This is a genomic window from Neobacillus niacini, from assembly GCF_031456445.1.
Taxonomy (GTDB): Bacteria; Bacillota; Bacilli; order Bacillales; family Cytobacillaceae; genus Neobacillus; species Neobacillus niacini_I.
On the sequence record NZ_JAVDUQ010000022.1, the window covers coordinates 70,230 to 88,985 of the forward strand.

21 protein-coding genes are annotated in these 18,756 nt (G+C 33.4%); 14 read left to right on the forward strand and 7 right to left on the reverse strand.

All coding sequences use genetic code 11. The annotated features are described in order from the left end of the window. Positions 1-4: 4 nt before the first annotated feature. A complete protein-coding gene (locus J2Y67_RS17430; RefSeq protein ID WP_310176107.1) occupies positions 5-154 on the forward strand; it encodes a hypothetical protein in 150 nt (49 codons plus the stop codon). A gap of 46 nt (positions 155-200) precedes the next feature. Here the strand turns inward: J2Y67_RS17430 and J2Y67_RS17435 are convergent, their stop codons facing one another. Together J2Y67_RS17435 and J2Y67_RS17440 are read right to left on the reverse strand one after the other, a co-directional pair. Next, positions 201-575, reverse strand: coding sequence for a spore coat protein (locus tag J2Y67_RS17435; RefSeq protein ID WP_310176109.1), 375 nt, complete (start codon positions 573-575; stop codon positions 201-203). Between the two features lie 27 nt (positions 576-602). Further along, complete coding sequence (locus J2Y67_RS17440) at positions 603-887, reverse strand: ferritin family protein (RefSeq protein WP_310176110.1); 285 nt, start codon at positions 885-887, stop codon at positions 603-605. Positions 888-1,069: 182 nt separating this feature from the next. Between J2Y67_RS17440 and J2Y67_RS17445 the strand changes: the two genes are divergently transcribed. Both J2Y67_RS17445 and J2Y67_RS17450 read left to right on the forward strand, forming a co-directional pair. Beyond that, positions 1,070-1,450, forward strand: a complete 381-nt coding sequence (locus J2Y67_RS17445) for a hypothetical protein (RefSeq protein WP_310176111.1) — start codon at positions 1,070-1,072, stop codon at positions 1,448-1,450. Then, positions 1,440-1,937 (forward strand): aminodeoxychorismate lyase, encoded by a 498-nt coding sequence (locus J2Y67_RS17450; RefSeq protein WP_310176112.1) that lies wholly within the window; start codon positions 1,440-1,442, stop codon positions 1,935-1,937. The genes J2Y67_RS17445 and J2Y67_RS17450 overlap by 11 nt, the downstream gene beginning before the upstream one ends. Before the next feature lie 218 nt (positions 1,938-2,155). Here the strand turns inward: J2Y67_RS17450 and J2Y67_RS17455 are convergent, their stop codons facing one another. After that, positions 2,156-2,440 carry a hypothetical protein gene (locus J2Y67_RS17455; RefSeq protein WP_310176113.1) on the reverse strand — a complete coding sequence of 95 codons (285 nt, stop codon included), beginning with the start codon at positions 2,438-2,440 and terminating at the stop codon, positions 2,156-2,158. Positions 2,441-2,721: 281 nt separating this feature from the next. Here J2Y67_RS17455 and J2Y67_RS17460 point away from each other — a divergent pair, with 281 nt between their 5' ends. Beyond that, entirely contained in the window at positions 2,722-3,249 is a 528-nt protein-coding gene (locus J2Y67_RS17460) for a nucleotidyltransferase family protein (RefSeq protein WP_310176133.1), read from the forward strand. Positions 3,250-4,286: 1,037 nt separating this feature from the next. Here the strand turns inward: J2Y67_RS17460 and J2Y67_RS17465 are convergent. Further along, the gene (locus tag J2Y67_RS17465; protein WP_310176114.1) at positions 4,287-5,231 is read right to left on the reverse strand and encodes an EamA family transporter; all 945 of its coding nucleotides are present in this window, start codon (positions 5,229-5,231) and stop codon (positions 4,287-4,289) included. 124 nt (positions 5,232-5,355) lie between these two features. Between J2Y67_RS17465 and J2Y67_RS17470 the strand changes: the two genes are divergently transcribed. Next, a complete protein-coding gene (locus J2Y67_RS17470) occupies positions 5,356-6,234 on the forward strand; it encodes an AraC family transcriptional regulator (RefSeq protein WP_310176134.1) in 879 nt (292 codons plus the stop codon). A 216-nt stretch (positions 6,235-6,450) separates the two neighbouring features. Then, the gene (locus tag J2Y67_RS17475; RefSeq protein WP_310176115.1) at positions 6,451-7,935 is read left to right on the forward strand and encodes an MHYT domain-containing protein; all 1,485 of its coding nucleotides are present in this window, start codon (positions 6,451-6,453) and stop codon (positions 7,933-7,935) included. Positions 7,936-8,030: 95 nt separating this feature from the next. On the opposite strand, the gene J2Y67_RS17480 is transcribed toward J2Y67_RS17475, so the two are convergent. After that, positions 8,031-9,419 (reverse strand): aminotransferase-like domain-containing protein, encoded by a 1,389-nt coding sequence (locus tag J2Y67_RS17480; RefSeq protein WP_310176116.1) that lies wholly within the window; start codon positions 9,417-9,419, stop codon positions 8,031-8,033. 251 nt (positions 9,420-9,670) lie between these two features. Between J2Y67_RS17480 and azlC the strand changes: the two genes are divergently transcribed. The 7 genes from azlC to J2Y67_RS17515 all read left to right on the forward strand — a co-directional run bounded on the left by azlC (position 9,671) and on the right by J2Y67_RS17515 (position 15,737). Continuing rightward, a complete protein-coding gene (azlC, locus tag J2Y67_RS17485; RefSeq protein ID WP_310176117.1) occupies positions 9,671-10,384 on the forward strand; it encodes an azaleucine resistance protein AzlC in 714 nt (237 codons plus the stop codon). Continuing rightward, on the forward strand, positions 10,381-10,713 hold the full coding sequence (locus J2Y67_RS17490; RefSeq protein WP_310176119.1) for a branched-chain amino acid transporter permease: 333 nt from the start codon (positions 10,381-10,383) through the stop codon (positions 10,711-10,713). The genes azlC and J2Y67_RS17490 overlap by 4 nt, the downstream gene beginning before the upstream one ends. A 313-nt stretch (positions 10,714-11,026) precedes the next feature. Beyond that, positions 11,027-12,961 (forward strand): CoA-disulfide reductase, encoded by a 1,935-nt coding sequence (locus J2Y67_RS17495; protein WP_310176120.1) that lies wholly within the window; start codon positions 11,027-11,029, stop codon positions 12,959-12,961. A 300-nt stretch (positions 12,962-13,261) separates the two neighbouring features. After that, on the forward strand, positions 13,262-13,759 hold the full coding sequence (locus J2Y67_RS17500) for a hypothetical protein (protein ID WP_310176122.1): 498 nt from the start codon (positions 13,262-13,264) through the stop codon (positions 13,757-13,759). Positions 13,760-14,951: 1,192 nt separating this feature from the next. Continuing rightward, on the forward strand, positions 14,952-15,089 hold the full coding sequence (locus J2Y67_RS17505) for a hypothetical protein (protein ID WP_310176123.1): 138 nt from the start codon (positions 14,952-14,954) through the stop codon (positions 15,087-15,089). A gap of 152 nt (positions 15,090-15,241) precedes the next feature. After that, positions 15,242-15,367, forward strand: a complete 126-nt coding sequence (locus tag J2Y67_RS17510) for a hypothetical protein (protein ID WP_310176124.1) — start codon at positions 15,242-15,244, stop codon at positions 15,365-15,367. 148 nt (positions 15,368-15,515) lie between these two features. Further along, positions 15,516-15,737: a hypothetical protein gene (locus J2Y67_RS17515; RefSeq protein ID WP_310176125.1), complete on the forward strand. Its 222-nt coding sequence runs from the start codon at positions 15,516-15,518 to the stop codon at positions 15,735-15,737. Positions 15,738-16,073: 336 nt separating this feature from the next. On the opposite strand, the gene J2Y67_RS17520 is transcribed toward J2Y67_RS17515, so the two are convergent. Both J2Y67_RS17520 and J2Y67_RS17525 read right to left on the reverse strand, forming a co-directional pair. Then, positions 16,074-16,520 carry a hypothetical protein gene (locus J2Y67_RS17520; RefSeq protein WP_310176126.1) on the reverse strand — a complete coding sequence of 149 codons (447 nt, stop codon included), beginning with the start codon at positions 16,518-16,520 and terminating at the stop codon, positions 16,074-16,076. Between the two features lie 348 nt (positions 16,521-16,868). Further along, complete coding sequence (locus J2Y67_RS17525) at positions 16,869-17,000, reverse strand: hypothetical protein (RefSeq protein ID WP_310176127.1); 132 nt, start codon at positions 16,998-17,000, stop codon at positions 16,869-16,871. A 62-nt stretch (positions 17,001-17,062) separates the two neighbouring features. Here J2Y67_RS17525 and J2Y67_RS17530 point away from each other — a divergent pair, with 62 nt between their 5' ends. Further along, on the forward strand, positions 17,063-18,214 hold the full coding sequence (locus J2Y67_RS17530; RefSeq protein ID WP_310176128.1) for an SLC13 family permease: 1,152 nt from the start codon (positions 17,063-17,065) through the stop codon (positions 18,212-18,214). Positions 18,215-18,756: the final 542 nt, after the last annotated feature.

An 18,756-nucleotide genomic window follows, 5' to 3' on the forward strand; every position in this document is an offset into this window, starting at 1 on the left:
TGGCATGTTCGAGGATTTCTTTGGTAATTTTAGAAACTTGTGGGCTGAAAAACCTGCCGATGAAATTGATATAGAAGAATTTTATCGTTTGGAATCCAAGCATACAAGAATTCGACATGATGAGGATTTACGAGAAATCATTCGTGTTCATTAAATTGGATATACGTATAAAAAGCCCGGAGTAAATTTCCGGGCTATTGTCATCGATAAGGGAACTGTGTGGAATAGTTGTTAAATTGGTGATAGGCTTGATCAATTTTTTGCTGTTCTTCGGCTTCAAGCTTGTACCAGCCATTTTGAAACATTAAATGGTATAGATCCCGGCAGCTTTGATGTGTTTCGTTCAGAATTTGAAGTAAGTCGCTATGAAGCTGCTGATGACTTGCTTCCCGAATCGCAATATTTAAACTGTCCGTTAAATATTTACAGGTACTAAGGCCATCATTTACAAAATCACGGTCGTTCATTTCTGGTCCTTTTACTTTAGGCAATTGACCTGTTTGCGGGTTCGCGATCTGATTTGGGTTTTGTGATTGCTGGCTTTGTTGATTTTGCTGAGCTTGTTGATTTTGCATTATTTCACATAAACCTCCTTACAAAATTTAGGATTGTTGCATTTGTTGTGTTTGCTGTGGTTTTGGTACGCCTGCCATCGCCATATTGTTATTAACCTGGAGGTGAGTGAGTAATCTTTTATAATGATTTTGATGCATTCTACCCACTTTATCTAGCGCTTGTTTGAATTGCAGATTGGTTGCTTGCTGCGCGAGATGATGAAATTTTTTAAAAGCCAGAAGTTCCCATGAAAGAACATCTTTTAAATAAAGAAGATCCTTTGTGGTAATCGCCCGAGGCGGAAAGGGAATGGGCGGTTGATTATTTTGCATGAAAAAAACTCCTTTCAATTCCGTTTCTATTTATAGACTTCACCAATAAAATTCGTTTTATTAAAAGTGTCACGTTATTTCTACGACTTTTTGCTTAATTTAAGAGAAATTTGTCGAAAAAATCGTCGATTCCATGTATAATAACAACTTGTGACCACCTAAAAAAGGAGGAGATCATTAAAATGGAATGGACATTAGCAGGCTTGTTTGGAGTCTCAGTATTGCTTTTAATTATTTCGCTAGTAAAAACAGCTCAAGCAACGAAAGCAGAGAATAAAGGAATTGATTTAGTTCACGTTGAGGTCATGAAAGAAATCAATGATTTACAAGAGTCAATTCGCAATATTGAGCTTGATATTGAAGTTGTCATGAATGAAGCAGGAGTTCAACTTTCTCCAAAAGAAAAAGTGTTCATGCGTGAAATACTAGACTTATATAAACGCAATTATTCAATTGAAAGCATTGCTGAGAAAAAACAGGTTTCTGCAGAAGAAATTAAAGAATTGCTTACTCCTTACCTAAGATCGAAGGATGAAAGGAGAAGTATTTCAAATGCGGGTTAATCTATTGACCAGTTTTGCAGCAGGAATTCTTATTTCTACAACGATTAGCGGCGCTGTTTATTTTACGGGTAAAACAGAAGCTTCAACTAAACCTGTCAAAGTATCTGAACAAACCAAAACAGTAACCGTTCAACCATCAGAGGATGAGATGAAAAACAAACTTGCTGCTGCAGGTTATGTTGTTCAAACGAAGGTTGAATATGATAAGAATTTGAATGATGCTAAAGCGGCTGCCCAAAAAGCTGCTCCTGCCGACGATAACAAATCGAAAAAAACGGTTTACAGAGTTGTCTTAAATGTTGCAAATGGGATGACGAGTATCGATGTTGGCCGTGCGCTTGAAAAAGCAAAAATCATTGATGATGCCTTTAAATTCTCAAAGGATATTGAGAAGAAAAATATTGAAAACAGATTACGACCAGGCACATTTGTCGTGGATAGCGACATGACTTATGATAAAGTTATATCGACTATTTTTAAAAAATAATCTTAATTAATAATCCGTGGAACAGCAAGTGGAAACCCCACTTATTTTGATGTTAGTTACGTGCCTTATGCTAAAGAACATGCAGATTTAGGATCTGATGAACCTTGGATAGAAGTTTCACCAATGGTCCAGCGAGGTGGTGATGGGGGATGTAACTGTGACCCATTACATTGGACCAAATTAAGAAAAGGATATTAAGAGAGAAAAGTGAGGATATTTTATTTATCCTTACTTTTTTTTATTAATAAAAATATTAAGAGAATTATTTCCATAAGGAGAAAGTAACCTATAAAGAAGAAGATTCCTATAACTTGACTTACCCCATCAATAGCAATAAGGTAAAACCACAAATAACTAATTCCAAAAAACAAACAAATATTAAAAATGGAACCAGATAATATTGCAATTTTTATATTTATCAGTTTAAAAATTTTATAGACTAAACTAAATATTAAAATTGGCCAAACAGCAAGTGCTAAAAGGAAAAATGAATTGTCATTCATAATAAATTAACCACCAATATCATCTTTAGTGTAATTTTACACTTTTTTATAAAGAAGTAAATATTTATTCTTTTAAAAAAAGCTTAAATTTCATAATTCAAGCTTTTTTTAAAAGAAACACATATTGGAATTTAGTTGTTTTAACCGCTAAGTAGAAATGGTTCTTACGCACTATTTATAAAAATATTCGTTCACTAAATTAAAGTAATACATTTTTTGAGGAGTAATCTACTGTGATAAATGAGGAAAAAATTATTGAGCTTATTAGAGAAGATAACTGGATGATGCACATATTAAAATCAGCAAAATCGTTGAATTTGCCTGATTGGTGGATCTGTGCAGGATTTGTTCGTTCAAAAATATGGGATACCTTACATAATTTCAGTGAAAGAACTCTCATCCCAGATATTGATTTAATATATTTTGACCCTACTAATATTGATGAATTAGAGGAAAAGAAACTGGAGGAATTGCTAAATAATCTTATGCCTAACACTCCTTGGTCTGTAAAGAATGAAGCAAGAATGCACATTAAAAGCAAAATGCCTCCTTATTCTTCCTCCGTTGATGCTATTTCCAAGTTTCCAGAAACAGCAACAGCCTTAGGGGTAAAATTGGATGAAAAAGACAATGTGGTATTAACAGCCCCCTTTGGAATTAGTGATGTTGTCAATCTAGTAGTGAAGCCGACCCCTTTTTTTACTCAGACTAAAGAGCGAATAGAAATTTACGAAGACCGCATTACAAAAAAGAATTGGAAATCAATTTGGAATAATGTAAAAGTGTATTATATCAATAATTCTAATTAAGTTAATAGGTTCACTTGTTCAATAAGAACAGCCTCTTTTTCACTAAGTTTTTAGGGGATGAATTTATTGTTTGAAACAGAAAGATGTATGATTCATATCTTTCAAAGGTCAGATTATATTGATGTGAAATAATTATATATAAACCGGGAACTGACAACTCCCACCGCTAAAGTAGTGGGGTTCAAGGATACTAATACACTTCTTAATAGCACCTTATCTTTCTAAAGAAAGAGGTTTTACTAAAACACTGGTGTATATTCGCCAAGAACATTAACGGACGTATGTCGTTATAGCCAGGCACTTTGCTCGACAAGCCTTAAAAAGAATCTCGATATGCTTATCGTTCCGCATCGGACTTTATCACGACCGATCTTTAATTAAATAGATTGTTGAAGATTTTACTTAGCAGACGGTTTTCCTGCTAGAACCTAATATCTTCAGTTTTCCAGGAACAACTTATAAGTGTATTAAAGTACAAGCGTTCTTGTTTTGCAATTAAATACAGGCATAGAAACCGACCTTTTTCTAAAATAAGCAAGGTCGGTTTTTAAATGACTTTTGTATTTAGATTAAACTTTTATCTTTTTCTTCCTTTCCTAAAACCCAAGTAAAAAACACCCCAACTATATGATACAAACCCGAGAATAATGATTATAACTTTCTTATGCAATTTCCACAGTAAGGCCATATTGGAAAGTAAAATTCCTTTGGTATGTAAATAATAGAGATAGACAATTAGCAGGGATAGGAAAATAAGAAAGATAACCTTAAGTAAATGGAAGAAATTTAAATTTTCAAGAAGAGGTATTATCTTTTTCTTCTTTTTTGAGGAAGATTTTTTTATTGTTCTTGTTTCTACCATAAAATTCTCCCCTCAGTTTTTTTAGAAAATAAAAACTTATTATTTTTATAAATTATGAAGCACAAATATTCGATTATTTTGATTATAGATATTTCTTATATTTTCATCAAGCTCAACACATAGAAAGAATGATGCGAAAGCAAATATTCTCTTTTAGTTAAAGATGCCCCTCTAATCAAATAACTTTGAGAGGCCCTTCATTCTTAGGAAGTTTACTAGTTTTTGAAGAAGACTTTTTATTCATAGCCAACGATAAAATCATTCCAATGATACAGGCTGTACCAACCCATTGGAAAAATCCTAAAGGTTCTTTTAACCAAAATACCGTTGTTAAAACAGCAGCTAGTGGCTCTATGCTACCTAGAAGACTTGATTCTTTAGGTGATAGATTTTGTATACTTTCTATATAAAACCAAAATGCAATCATTGTACCAAAGATGATCACAAAGAATAAGTATGAATAAGCCTCGGGTGTTAAATTAGTAGTGGTAATTTGCCAAGGCGGATGAATAAAACTTAATGCAAATCCGCCGATCATCATCGCCCAGCCAACAATGACAAGGGAATCGTATTGCTTCAGTAAAGGAACTGCATATAAGGTATAAAATGCTAACGCTAATCCAGATAAAATACCCCAAACAATTGCGAGTGTCGGCACAGAAAGTTGAGAAATCGAAGCGTTTGTTAATAAGAAAAAACAACCAACTAAAGCAAGGGAAACGGTTAACAAATCTTGCCGTGTCAGCACAGCTTGTTTGCGTATAATTAAGTAAATGATAATGAAGATAGGTGCTAAGTATTGTAATAGCGTTGCGACAGCAGCATTCCCATGTTTAATGGATGCCATATAAGTGTATTGAACCGTAAGCATACCGATTAACCCGAACATAATCAGTTGAATGGCTGTCCGTCTATTTTTCCAGACAGCAAAAATCTGAGAACGGTCTTTTCCGAAAAATTGAACGGCTAAGAGCAAAATACCAGCTATAAGTAATCGTGTCGTAACGAGCCAATTTACATCGATTCCATATTGTTGAAAAAGCTTTTTTGTAACCGTGCCGCCAATACCCCAAAATATTGCTCCTGTTATAACGAGAAATAACCCTTTTCTTCTGTTCATAATTGATTTTCCACCTTTAAATATAAAAATAGTGTTATATTATTGTCATAATAAGCGGAAAATCCTTAAAAAAATACCTAAATCGAATTAAAAAGTATAAATATATTGAGGTGGTAATTTGCAAATAAAAAATTTTATGGTTGACCAAAATTTAAAAGAGCTGACAGAACATCGTACATTAGTAATACCGATTGCTTGTTATGAAACAACAATCAACCAAAATATAAATGGATATATACCGCTTCATTGGCATGACGAAATTCAATTTGTCCTGATCGTAAAAGGAGAAGCAATCTTTCAAATAAATGAAGAAAAAATAGTAGTTCAAGAAGGAGAAGGTCTATTTATAAATAGTGGATGCCTGCACACGGCGAAAGAAAAGAATCACTTGGACTGTGTCTATATCTGTTTAAATGTTTCGCCTCACTTCATCTTATCACAAGAACTCTATACAACCTATGTAAATCCCTATATTCACGCGACTAATTTACCTTATTTACACTTAGATACAAAGGGGCTTTGGGCGAAAAATATTTTAGATGCCATTAGAAAAATCAATCAATTGATTCTACAAAAGTCACCATACTATGAAATTGACATCACTGTACAGTTAACGTTAATTTGGCAAAACTTAATTATAAATGGTTTTCAATTAGAGTACGAACTGACAGAAATGGTAAAGAGCAAGCGAATGAAGCAAATGTTAAATTGGATCCATCTACATTATGCCGAGAAAATCATGTTAAACGATATTGCACGCGCTGGGCAATTGAGCCGTTCCGAATGCTGTCGATATTTTAAAAGAATTTTAAAGAAAACACCGTTAAATTACGTAATGGATTATCGAATTCAAAAAAGCCTCGTTCTACTGCAACAACCGGATTCTAATGTCACAGATGTTGCTTATCGAGTAGGATTTAATAGTACAAGCTATTTTATCGATAAATTCCGAAAGTCGATGAACATGACACCTTTAGCATACAAAAAATATAAAAATGGCTGATATTAAATTAAACGAATTTCTTAGATTGTAAAGGTGTATACTCAAATGCTGTAGTGGAATTAGTTAAAATATTGAATATGTACTAGGCTGATTTATGTGTATCATGTATAGTTAAATGGCTCAATTTATCTATGGAAATCATTCGTTACTTATAATTTTTTGCTTGTAAGTATATGATGATTAAGGGAAATAGATAGAAAATGGAAGTGGTTCAGTATGGAACATATAACTGGTACTTACAACTATTACTGGTTTGCTTTTTCAATTCTTGTTGCTATTCTTTTTTCATATATAGCGATAGACCTTCGTTGGAAAATGATTGTATTTAAAGATTTCACGTACAATTTATGGCTAATGGGATGTGCTGTTGCAATGGGTATTGGTATTTGGACCATGCACTTTATTGGCATGGTGGCCATGGTAATGCCAAATCCAATTATTTATGATATGAGAATAGTCTTACTTTCACTGGTTATCTCTATTGTTGGAACAGGAATTGCATTCTTTTTTATGAAATTAAATCCATTTAGACTCCTTTTATCCAGTATATTTATGGGGGGAGGAATTGTTTGTATGCACTATCTAGGTGTTTGGGCAATGAATCCCAATTTGTCTATCAGCTATAACCCCCCTATTGTTGTCCTGTCAGCAATAATTGCAGTTGTAGCGGCATTTTGGTCTCTATGGTTACTTTTTTTCTTTAATCATAGAAACTCCATGTATATTAAATGGAGAATATTAAGTAGTATATTAATGGGAATTGGAATATCCGGGTTGCACTATATTGGGATGTGGGGAACAGATTTTATGTTTAAACAAAACCCTTCAGCATATAGTACCGACTATATAGTTAGTTCCCACACATTAAGTTCTTTTATTAGTGTTCCAGCTATTGTTGTAGTATTGATCATGTTATTATCTAATGCATTTCTCGATAAGAAGCTTATATCACAAATTAAGAAACTAAATGTAAGTGAAAGGAAGTTAAGAGAGTCAGAAAAACTTTCTCTGGTAGGAGAGTTGGCTGCTGGTGTTGCACATGAAATTCGAAACCCATTAACTTCATTAAAGGGATTTACGAAAATGATTTATGAAAATACAGATAATGAGTCAAATAAAAAATTTTTAAAAATAATGAACGATGAAATAAACCGAATTAATTTTATAGTAAGTGAATTTATGGTACTATCTAAACCACATATTGTAAATTTTTCGATAACTGATTTATCCAAAATTATAGGAAATGTGATAACTCTTCTAAATACTCAAGCCATTATGAAAAACATTGAGATTTGTCCACAATTTTTAGGAGATTCCTTTTTATTAAAATGTGAAGAAAATCAAATAAAGCAAGTATTAGCAAATATTATAAAAAATTCAATCGAAGCAATGCCGGAAGGCGGAAAAATTTACATTTTATTAGAAAAAAAAGAATCTTATTTCGTTATCTCAATCATTGATAATGGTGTAGGGATTTCAGAGGATACTATTCATTTATTAGGTAAGCCGTTTTTTACTACCAAAACAGAAGGAACAGGATTGGGTTTAATGGTGAGCAAGAAAATCATTCAAAACCATAATGGCAAATTTGAAATTAGTAGTGACCTAAAGAAAGGTACAACAGTAATCATCTCATTACCTATTGAGCTAAATCATTTTGATCAATTAAAAGAGGATACTACGTTATATCAATCCTCGTAAGCTAATGGCTGCTTTACTCCATAGTGGGTTGAAATGCCCCCCCCTAAGGTTGGACTAATAATCCAACCTAAGGGGGTTTTTATTTTGGGGTTCAATTAGTTGAGATACTTTTTTAATATGTTTAATCCAAGTTTCAACTCGTCTATTGAGCTTGTAGACGCAAGTGCAATACGCAAATACTTATCAAGGGTGGTCTGACCGCTAAGAAAACGATCAGAATGAAAGACTCGAACACCGTGCCTTTTCAAATCCGATTCCAACTGTAACGCATCGTTATGCCCTTGAATGGGTAGCCAACGATAGAAACTAAGAAGATGCCCCTCATTCTTTCTTAAAGGAAAATATTCCGAATAAATATCATTTGCAGACTGTGCAAGCCGTTTCTTTTGAGACACAATTTCATGAGCTTTCCCCGATAAGATCAGCTCTGTGATCACCTCTGCATCAAAAGAAGAGGTTTTTACATTGATGTTAAAAATCGCCTGCAAAATTTTTTCACGTAATGTATCCCCATAGACTATATAGGCAACTCTTAACCCGGAGCATATTGACTTGGAGGTGCCACAAACATAAACGCTTTGTTCCGGAAGTAAATTGAACATTGGCTGCTGGTAATCTGAGATAAAACCTGCCGTCAGAAATGCATAAATATCATCCTCAATTAAAATTAAACGATGCTTATGGATGACCTTCGCTAATTCCTGCTTCCGAAAATCAGAAATCATCACAGTGGTAGGATTACTGCAAGATGGCATAAGGAAAATGCCGTGAATATTTATTTGGCTGCACTGTTTTTCAAGCTCGTCTGGCAGCATCCCAAACTGGTCTCCAAGGACGGGGACTAATTGAATATGAAACATTTTAGCCAACTCGATAAAATTTGAATAAGTGTATAAATCCGTAGCAATTCGATTGCCGGGTTCAAATAAAGCAGCCAAAGTAATGGCCAACGCATTTTGGGCACCAGAAACGATAGCTATATGCTCTTGGTCCGTGTGAATACCGAAAGATTCCATCCAGTTTAACGCTGCCGTTTTTTGATGCGGAATACCAGTCGGATCATTGTAATTTAGCAGCTGCTCCAAATAACTTTTGTCTACAACCCTTGGAAAGACATCTTTTACAATTGCATTGGTTTGCTCAAAAGAAGCCACTAAGCCAAGATCAATGAGGTTTGCCGTTTTATCTGTGGAAATGGTTATAGAACGGGTTGCATTAGGAGCTACAAAGGTACCGCTTCCCGTGACGGCATAAATTAATCCCTTTACCTCACATATTTTGTAGGCACGGGTAATAGTGGTGAAATTTAGGTCAAGAAAATCCGCCAATTCTCGTTGCGGAGGTAACTTGGTCCCAGGTGCTAAAAAGCCAATTATAATATCCTGTTCAAGTAATGATGCAAGAGATTTATAAAAAGGACGTTTTAATACTTTTTTATCAGGTTTCCAGGACATAGGATAATTTTCAAATGAATTTACTGGCATACTACACCTCTCATATCTTTATCCATACAATCATATCATTTTGTATGGAATTTATTTTAATGATATTTGAAAAGATGACTTTATACCAGTTGTCTTTATTAGGTAAAAACGTCAATCAGTATACCTATGTTAATAAAATGGGTGAATTTTTTGTAAATAAAGATAATTGTAATCCATACAATTATCTTGTTTTTTGTATGGATTTTATATGTTAAATTAAAATAAATTTAGCCATACAGGATGTGAATCAAATGAAAAAAAGAAATAAAAAATGGATTGCCTTTCGTACAGCGTTTCCATATACAGTCCCGATTTTTGCAGGATTTGTATTCTTGGGAATTGCTTATGGAATCTTTATGAATTCATTGGGTTTTAGTGCAATTTATCCTATTGTTATGAGTCTATTAATATTTGCAGGATCAATGGAGTTTGTTGCTGCCAATTTATTGCTTGTCTCTTTCAATCCGATGAATGCCCTTTTTCTAACGTTAATGGTAAATGCACGCCATTTGTTTTACGGCATTTCCATGCTGGATAAGTATAGGGGAATGGGGAAGAAAAAGGTCTACATGATTTTTGGACTGTGCGACGAATCTTTTTCCATTAATTGTACCGTTGATGTTCCGAAGGATGTGGATAGAGGCTGGTTTATGTTCTTTGTGACACTACTCAATCATTTCTATTGGGTCTTGGGAGCAGCAATTGGCGGCATTTTTGGATCTTTTGTTAAGTTCAACACAGAAGGGCTCGATTTTGTTATGACTGCTCTTTTTGTAGTCATTTTCATTGAACAGTGGATGAAAGAGAAGAAGCATCACAGTGCACTTGCAGGTCTAGGGCTTTCAACTGTCAGCCTTATTATTTTCGGTGGAAACATGTTTCTTATCCCTGCTATGTTTGCCATCCTTGGGCTACTAACCTTGATTAGAAAACCAGTGGAGAGAGGGGAGGTTAGCACTACATGAATATGAATTTAACACAGCAGATGATTACGATTGCTATGGTTGTATTAGGCACAATGATTACAAGGTTTCTTCCATTCATTGTTTTCCCTTCAGGTAAACCCACACCGAATTATGTACAGTATCTCGGTAAAGTGCTGCCATCAGCGGTAATTGGACTATTAGTTATTTATTGTTTTAAGGATGTGAGTTTACTATCCGGAAGTCACGGTATTCCTGAATTTTTTGGGGTGGCGGTGGTGGCACTGCTGCACTTTTGGCAGAGAAAGATGCTCCTCTCAATTGCGGCAGGGACGATTGTGTATATGATCTTAGTTCAATTGGTTTTTTAATCATTATTACATTGTAAATATTCAAAAAATCATTCTGAAATTTGAAGTTTTATTGTTTGATCATCCGCTTTAGTATTATTGACACGATTATTGGGATTCATATCAAGTTTTGTTATTAATTGTAGCCAAATTACTCCATTTCGAATTAATTTGAACAATAAATTTGAAGAAAATGTGAATATCTCACCAAAGGACTTTACTATTTTTTTTTGTATTCTATAATACCCATATAGGTATATAACCCACAGGGGTATATCTAAATGCAAATAACTACAGTTTGTAATCCAACAAATATAAATTTGGAGGGAAAATCATGGCACAAAAAGTAATCATCATTGGTGGGGTTGCAGGAGGAGCAACAGCAGCTGCAAGACTAAGAAGAGTAAGTGAAGATACAGAAATAATCCTTGTAGAACGTGGAGAACATATTTCATTTGCCAATTGTGGACTACCATATTACATTGGTGAAACAATCAAAGATCGAAGCAAATTATTAGTTCAAACTGTTAAAGGAATGAAGGACCGTTTCAATCTTGATATTCGCATTTTAAGTGAAGCTTTAAGCATCAATCCTGAAAATAAAACTGTAACCATTAAGAATTTACAAAATGGAGAAGTGTACGAAGAATCCTATGACAAGTTATTATTATCACCAGGAGCAAGACCAATTGTACCTGCTATTCCAGGATTAAATGAAAATCAGACATTATTTACGTTAAGAAATATTCCTGATACGGATAAAATTAAAAACTATGTTGATTCTCATAATCCTAAAAAAGCAGTTGTAATCGGTGGTGGATTTATTGGGATTGAGATGGCTGAAAACTTAGTAGATAGAGGAATAGAAGTTACAATTATTGAAATGGCTAATCAAATAATGGCTCCGATTGACTTTGAAATGGCAAGTATTTTACACACGCATTTAAAAGAAAAAAGCGTAAAATTAATTTTAGAAAATGGTGTCGAGTCTTTCGCTGATAATGGAAAGAAGGTTATCCTCTCTGATGGAACAGATATCGAAACCGATATGACAATTCTATCGATCGGAGTCAGACCAGAAAATGAACTAGCCAAGACAGCCGGATTGAAGTTAGGCGAGCGTGGAGGAATTGCTGTAAATGAATTTCTTCAAACTTCTAATGGAGATATTTATGCAGTTGGGGATACGGTAGAGGTTGTTGATTATATTAGCGGTACAAAGACAATGATCCCACTTGCAGGACCAGCTAACCGCCAAGGACGCATTGCTGCAAATAATATGATGGGCAAAAAAGAGAAATATCAAGGGACATTAGGTACTTCCATTGCAAAGGTGTTTGACTTAACTGTTGCAGCAACCGGTAACAATGAGAAAATATTGAAACGTTTAAGCATTTCGTATGAAGTCATTCATATTCATCCAAGCTCACATGCAGGGTATTATCCTGGAGCAGCACCGATTGCTTTAAAATTAATTTTTGATAAAGAAACAGGAAAAATCTTTGGTGCTCAAGCCATTGGAGCAGATGGGGTTGATAAGCGCATTGATGTTATCGCTACTGCCATTAAAGGTGGGTTAACGGTTGAAGATTTAACAAATCTGGAATTGTCTTACGCACCACCCTATTCTTCAGCAAAAGATCCAGTAAATATGGCTGGGTATGTGGCTTCTAATATCTTGGAAGGCGCATTGGAAACGATTCAGTGGCATGAAGTTGACAAAATAGTTGCAGAAGGTGGACTTTTAATCGACGTTCGTGAGGCAATGGAGCGCGAATTTGGATTTATTGAAGGGTCCATCCATATTCCTTTAAATGAATTAAGGGATCGATTAAAAGAACTTCCAAAGGAACAGACAATTTATGTCAGCTGTCAAGTTGGATTAAGAGGATATTTAGCGAGCCGGATTTTAAAAATTAATGGGTTCCAGGTTAAAAATGTTGATGGCGGCTGGAAAACCTATTCCTCTGTATACGGAAGCAATATCGTTGAAATCAAAACAAACGACCTTGGCGAAACAGATATAGAAAGTACTAAAGAAATAAAGGTTGATACAATTGTGGATGTTACTGGATTAACCTGTCCAATGCCAATTATTAAGCTTAAAAAAGGTATTGAGTCATTGGATAGCGGACAAGTGATAGAGCTTCATGTAACTGACAGAGGTGCTTTAAAAGACCTTCCTGCTTGGTCAAAAAATGCTGGTCATACCCTTTTAAAAACAGAACAAGATGAAAAAGTTATCAAATTTTGGATTGAAAAGAAATAAAGAGAAAGCTTGAAGCGATAATTATCATTTATTTTTAGGTATATTGAATAATTGGTTTGTACACTTAGCAATGACACCTGAGCAAACGGACTGGTTAGAGCCTGTTGATGATGAATGGTATAATAAATTATAATTTGAAGTTTATATTTAGAATTAATGCCGATCTTCAAAATGGGAGGTCGGCGCTTTTCTATAACTTTATATTTTTGGAAGCAGTTTAAAAATATAATCGCTTAGAAGGCTTAAGGGTAAGATAAAAAAATCTTCATTTTATATCTTACTCTAAAGAGATGGAAAACAATGATTCGAATATTGATCATTATTTCTTCGTTATTATTATGCGAAAACAGTGTTGCGTCAGCAGAACAACCAACGGAGCCAGAACAAAAACTTGTAAAACTTCTTGATCAAACAGAGGTCATTCAATTCCCAGATGAAATCACAAACATCTTAAATAAGTTATATGAACAGATTTCTCACGAGAGTATGGAACACTTCGAATCTCAAAGTAAGAACATAATTAACAATGTAAATTCATTTAATGAAAAAATATCTGATGAAGAGAAGGAAGCAATAAATAGGCAAATTGAAGAGAAGAAAAATCAGAAGGGATATAATGAGATGTACGAAATGAGTAAAAAATTATTTGAGTACATCAAAGAAAATCCTAAAATTTTGCCAAAAGATTTTTCAGAACTCCTAAAAATTTTGAGTAGCAAATATAATGAGTTTGGTGAAAATTTTTTAAAGACCTTTAAATCGAAGTACACCATCGGAAAAACTTTTGGTTTAAATTAATTAATGCGTAAACGGACGACACATTTTATAAAAAGTATCGTCCGTTTTTACTTGACGGTTACATACGTATAGATAACTCTTTGGGTTAGACTTTTTTGTCTGTGTACACATAAGAGATTTTTACATAAGGGATTAATACTTGTACATAGTTTTTTGTCTTTTTTGTACAGACTTTTTTGTCTCAAATGGTGAGAAAAGAGGTTGTACAATCTTTTTTGTCTTTTTTGTACATAAAATTATGTCCTTGTACATCTGACGAGTGACACAAAAGTCCTAAAAATGAAAACGTATAAATTATAACATTTACAATTAGATTTTAAGTACTTTTGTGTCAAAATAAATGACACAAAAGTACTTAAAACCTTGAAGGTTGACACAAAAGTACTTAATTCTATGTAAAAATCCTAATGTACGTGTTGTAGTAAATGATGACTGTTATTGTTTACGATTTAACAACCTAATGTAAAACGATTGTTATTAGGAAATAAGGGACGCATGAAGATGTTAATGAAAGAAATTATCCTTTCAACCATCATCTGCAGAAAAGGGAAGAAATAACTTCTCTTTTTTTATTTATATTTAAATGTACGTTAAATCATAATTAACGCTTTGACAAAATCGTTAAAAAAACGTCTGAACCCTAGCTACATAAGGGGATTAGGCGTTTTTTATTTTTTATAATAATTAAGGTTAAGAAGGATTAACGCTTATTTTATGAATTAACGCTTATTTTGGGAACTTCAGAGTCAATTTATAGCATGAATTTAAGCATGGGGGAACGATGTGGTAAACTATTTCCAAATTCAATATATGTTCATATTAAGGAAGTGTCACCTCCATGTTATTTAACCCCAATGTAATTCGAGCGTTGGTATATGCCGGACTGGTCTCTAATTTTCTGGCCATCTTTGTTTGCTTTTTATTTAAAGAATGGGATCCAGTGAGATCGAATGCCTTTGATATTGTCATATGGACCACATGCTTGTAATCCATAAAAATAGAGGGACTTGGTAGGCATTATGTTTTCAGTTGTATTCATGGAAAAAGATCATTAGTTGGGTACAACATTAACCACTTTAGATAAGATTGTGAATTTTTTCACTTAAACTAACGGGGCAGGTTAACTGAAGAAGGAATTCATATAAATGTTATAGAATACACTCCCATAAAGAGAAATTGTGGGGGTGATTTTGTGGATAAAGAAAAGTTAGAGGTCATAAAAGTGGGCAGTTTAGTTATAATGGCAATTAGTTTAGGTATAATCGCTTGGAAAATGGTATGGGTGGTTAATTACTTGTATGATTTAGTAAAGTTATCTGTAAATGGATAATTTTACATAAAGGAAGGACATACAGCTGCAATCAGTGCAGCTTTTTTTATTATTGCACTAACGTGGCAGTTTAGTGGAAGAAGGGTTATTAATTGGTGAATAGAATAAGTTATAAAGATGATTAACTTCTTAAAAACTTGGAGGAGATAATTTTGAGTTGGGATACAGCACAATATATTCTAATTATAGGTGGGATATTGGGGGGCATTGCACTTTTAGCTTTTTTTGTTTTCTTGGGAAAATATGAGAAGAGTAAAAAAATAGACAAAAATAAGTAAAAAGAAACAGAAGTATTTACCTTCTTAAACTCGTGGATGCGTTTCAGTAAAATCAGGAACGCTTTTTCACTAACGGGGCAGGATAGTTGAAGAAGGTGTTTTCTTGTATAATGGCATTAACTAACCATGGTAAAGAAAGGTTTAAACAATGAATACTGATATTTTACTCCCCTTAATTCCTTTTTTACTCGGATTATTTGGTATTATTATAGGATTTACTTATACTAAGAAAGTTAGAAAAAATGATAAAGAACTAAACGGGGTTCTCTTCTCATACATTGCAGAATTACTACCCGTTTGGATATATCGAATTACATATGTTTTTATCGGTATTATGTTAATTGCCTTTGCAATTATAGGTTGGATGTAGGCAATGTTAATTCGCTAACGGGGGCTAAAGTTTAAGTTCGAAGCTGTCATTTTGGCAGCTTTTCTTGTTTCACTAACGGAGCAGAATAGTTAAAAAAGTCGAGAATAGGACGATTGAACAATTATTCAATGACTTATAAAAGTTATAAAATATAATTAAATAATATGCTCAGAGCTACACATATGCAAGATATTGCGAATTAAAAATACCGTAAAATCCATTTCTGAATAATACGGTATTCTGGACAATTATTTGCTTTACGATTGATACGTGAAATAAGAACATCTTAAATAACTCTACTGCTTTATATAATGTACTCTCTATTATTTCAATATTTTAAACTTTTTCATACCATATTTCAAAAACATAAGCAATTAAGGCTATTGTAACAAAAATTAATAATAAATTTAAACTACTTATTGTAAAGTGAGTCAATTTCCTTGCTTCAACAAATTTAAGTATCACCCAAGCACCAAACGCATCAATAACAATATTTGTTGCAAGGTATAACCAAAAGTTTCTGAATGTAAAATAAAAAACCCATATTGTAGTTATGAAGAATGCGCCGTACGCAAAGCTCACACTTGTTATGTATCCCCAGGGCACTATCGCTTCTTTGATTTGCCACAACTTATATGTATATCCTATTTCATAGACGATGGTTACTAATAATGCAGTAAATATTGTTACTGGCATGTACCTTTTGATACCCTCTTTTTTCATAAAATATAATGTTAACCATGGAATAATTAATAGTAACCATAAAATCAGCTTATTGGACATTATATTCACACCACCTTATACTTCTATATTGGATTATTAACAAAATGTGGTGATTTTATGTATTACACGTTTGCTATTTAGTGACCATTAATTCTAATGAATTGTTAGTACACAATTTTCTTCTAATATGAAATAAAGTAACTCATTTATTTTTCTTTAAAAACATTTAAAGGGTAGAATAAATTGTGAAATAATGTACTTAAAGTAACGGGTGCTAGAGTTAAATAAGTGCGAGCCATTTTCAACAGCCTTGGATCTTCAACAATCGGGCGCTTTTATGGAGTAACGAAAAAGCCCAATTTCTTTATTTTATTGCTGAGAAATTGGGCTTTTCATTTTGGACTTTCCTTAACGTTGTAAATTCGCGTTTTGCTGGTGGTACCCCATGCCCATCAAGTCAAGACAAATCATTACCCCCATAACGAAAAAATGCCATTTTTTCTGTAATTTCATGGAAATGATGGTGTTTTTTAAGTGCATTGAGGTTTCAATTGTAAGAAACAGGGGTGTGTAGTAGAATAGATAGTACTGGAGGGGGATTGATGAAAGAATATATTTATGTGGAAAACGAAAAAAAAGTGAAATTGAAATTTGGAATTTTAAAAAAAGATATTGTATTTACCATATCACTCATGTTAGCAATCGTAAGCTGTTTATTCCATGCACCAAAACTAGAATTTATAAACTTTAAAGTATTAGTCAGTTTATTTAATCTTATGCTCGTAGTTAAGGCTCTGGAAGATCTTAAACTATTGGATAAGTTCGCCATTGCTATACTGAGTAAATGTCATAATAGTAAAAGTGTTTCAGCAATCCTAATTTTATTATGCTTTTTTAGTTCCATGCTTGTAACGAATGATGTGGCATTAATAACATTTGTACCATTAACACTTATAATTAGTAAGATTATACAAACTTCTATGTTAGATACTATTATACTAGAGACAATTGCGGCTAACATCGGAAGCAGCCTAACTCCAATGGGAAATCCTCAAAATCTTTTCATATTTACAAACTACGGAATAAGACCTATACAATTTTTTACAACAATCCTTCTATTAGTGGTTCTTGGAATTGTTCTGTTATTCTTTCTTAATCAAAGATTGAATAGTAAAACATTGGAAATGGAACTTCCGCATATTCCTATAAAAAATAAAAAAAAGGCAACAGTATGGGGAATACTATTTGGCATCATATCTGCATCCATACTAGGGGCTTTAAGCTACAAACTTGCGTTCATCATCGCATTGGGAACCGCATGTATACTTGATATAAAATTATTGAAGAAAATTGATTATTTATTGCTTATTACTTTTATATGTTTTTTTATATTTATAGGAAACATATCGGAATTAAAGGTAGTACACACATTTGCCAGCGAAAATCTCAAAAGTCCCACATCAATCTTTTTCAGTTCCATAATTTTAAGCCAACTGATAAGCAATGTACCAGCTGCGATCTTTTTATCAAAATTCTCCGTGAATTGGCAGCCTTTATTAGTAGGTGTGAATTTAGGCGGACTTGGTACGATTGTTGCTTCCCTTGCAAGTGTAATTTCATTTAAACTTTTTATTAAGAGAGATCCACAAAAAAGTAAAATGTACCTTATAAGGTTTAGCTTTTATAACTTTTCGATTTTAGCTCTTTTAACTCTTGTTTATTATTTTACAATGAAATATCAAAATTTCTTTTAATACAAAGTAAGACGAGTAAGTAGGGGTCCTGCCGACAAAACACGGATATTATACGTTAATCCATTTTTTTGGAAGGTAACGCACAGTGGGATTTATATTTAGCCAACACGTTCTCGCTTAAAGAACTACAACAGTTAGATTTTTCTAAAGTAAAACTGCCCATTGAATGGTTCGATGGATGGTTAAAGGAATTAACTTAACCACTTTTTAATTTGAAGGTTTGTGAAGTATTGTATTTACACTACCATGAAAATAAGTTTCCTCGGGATTTGAAAAATGACAATACTTAAGAAAACCCTGCTCAATTGTTAAAAAAAAGAGGAGAGCGTTAATTAATAAGTCTATGAATTGGTTGAATGGATTAAGGTCAGTATCAGTATTGACACTTCCTAACTATTTTCATTCTCTGTGGTGAAGCGGTGATTTTTCGCTTCATGGATGGCTAACGGGTGCAATAGTTAAAGAGGGAGATCGCTGCGGCGATCTTTTTGCTTGTTGAGCTAACGTGGCAGGTTAATTGAAGAATGGTTTTTATATAGTAC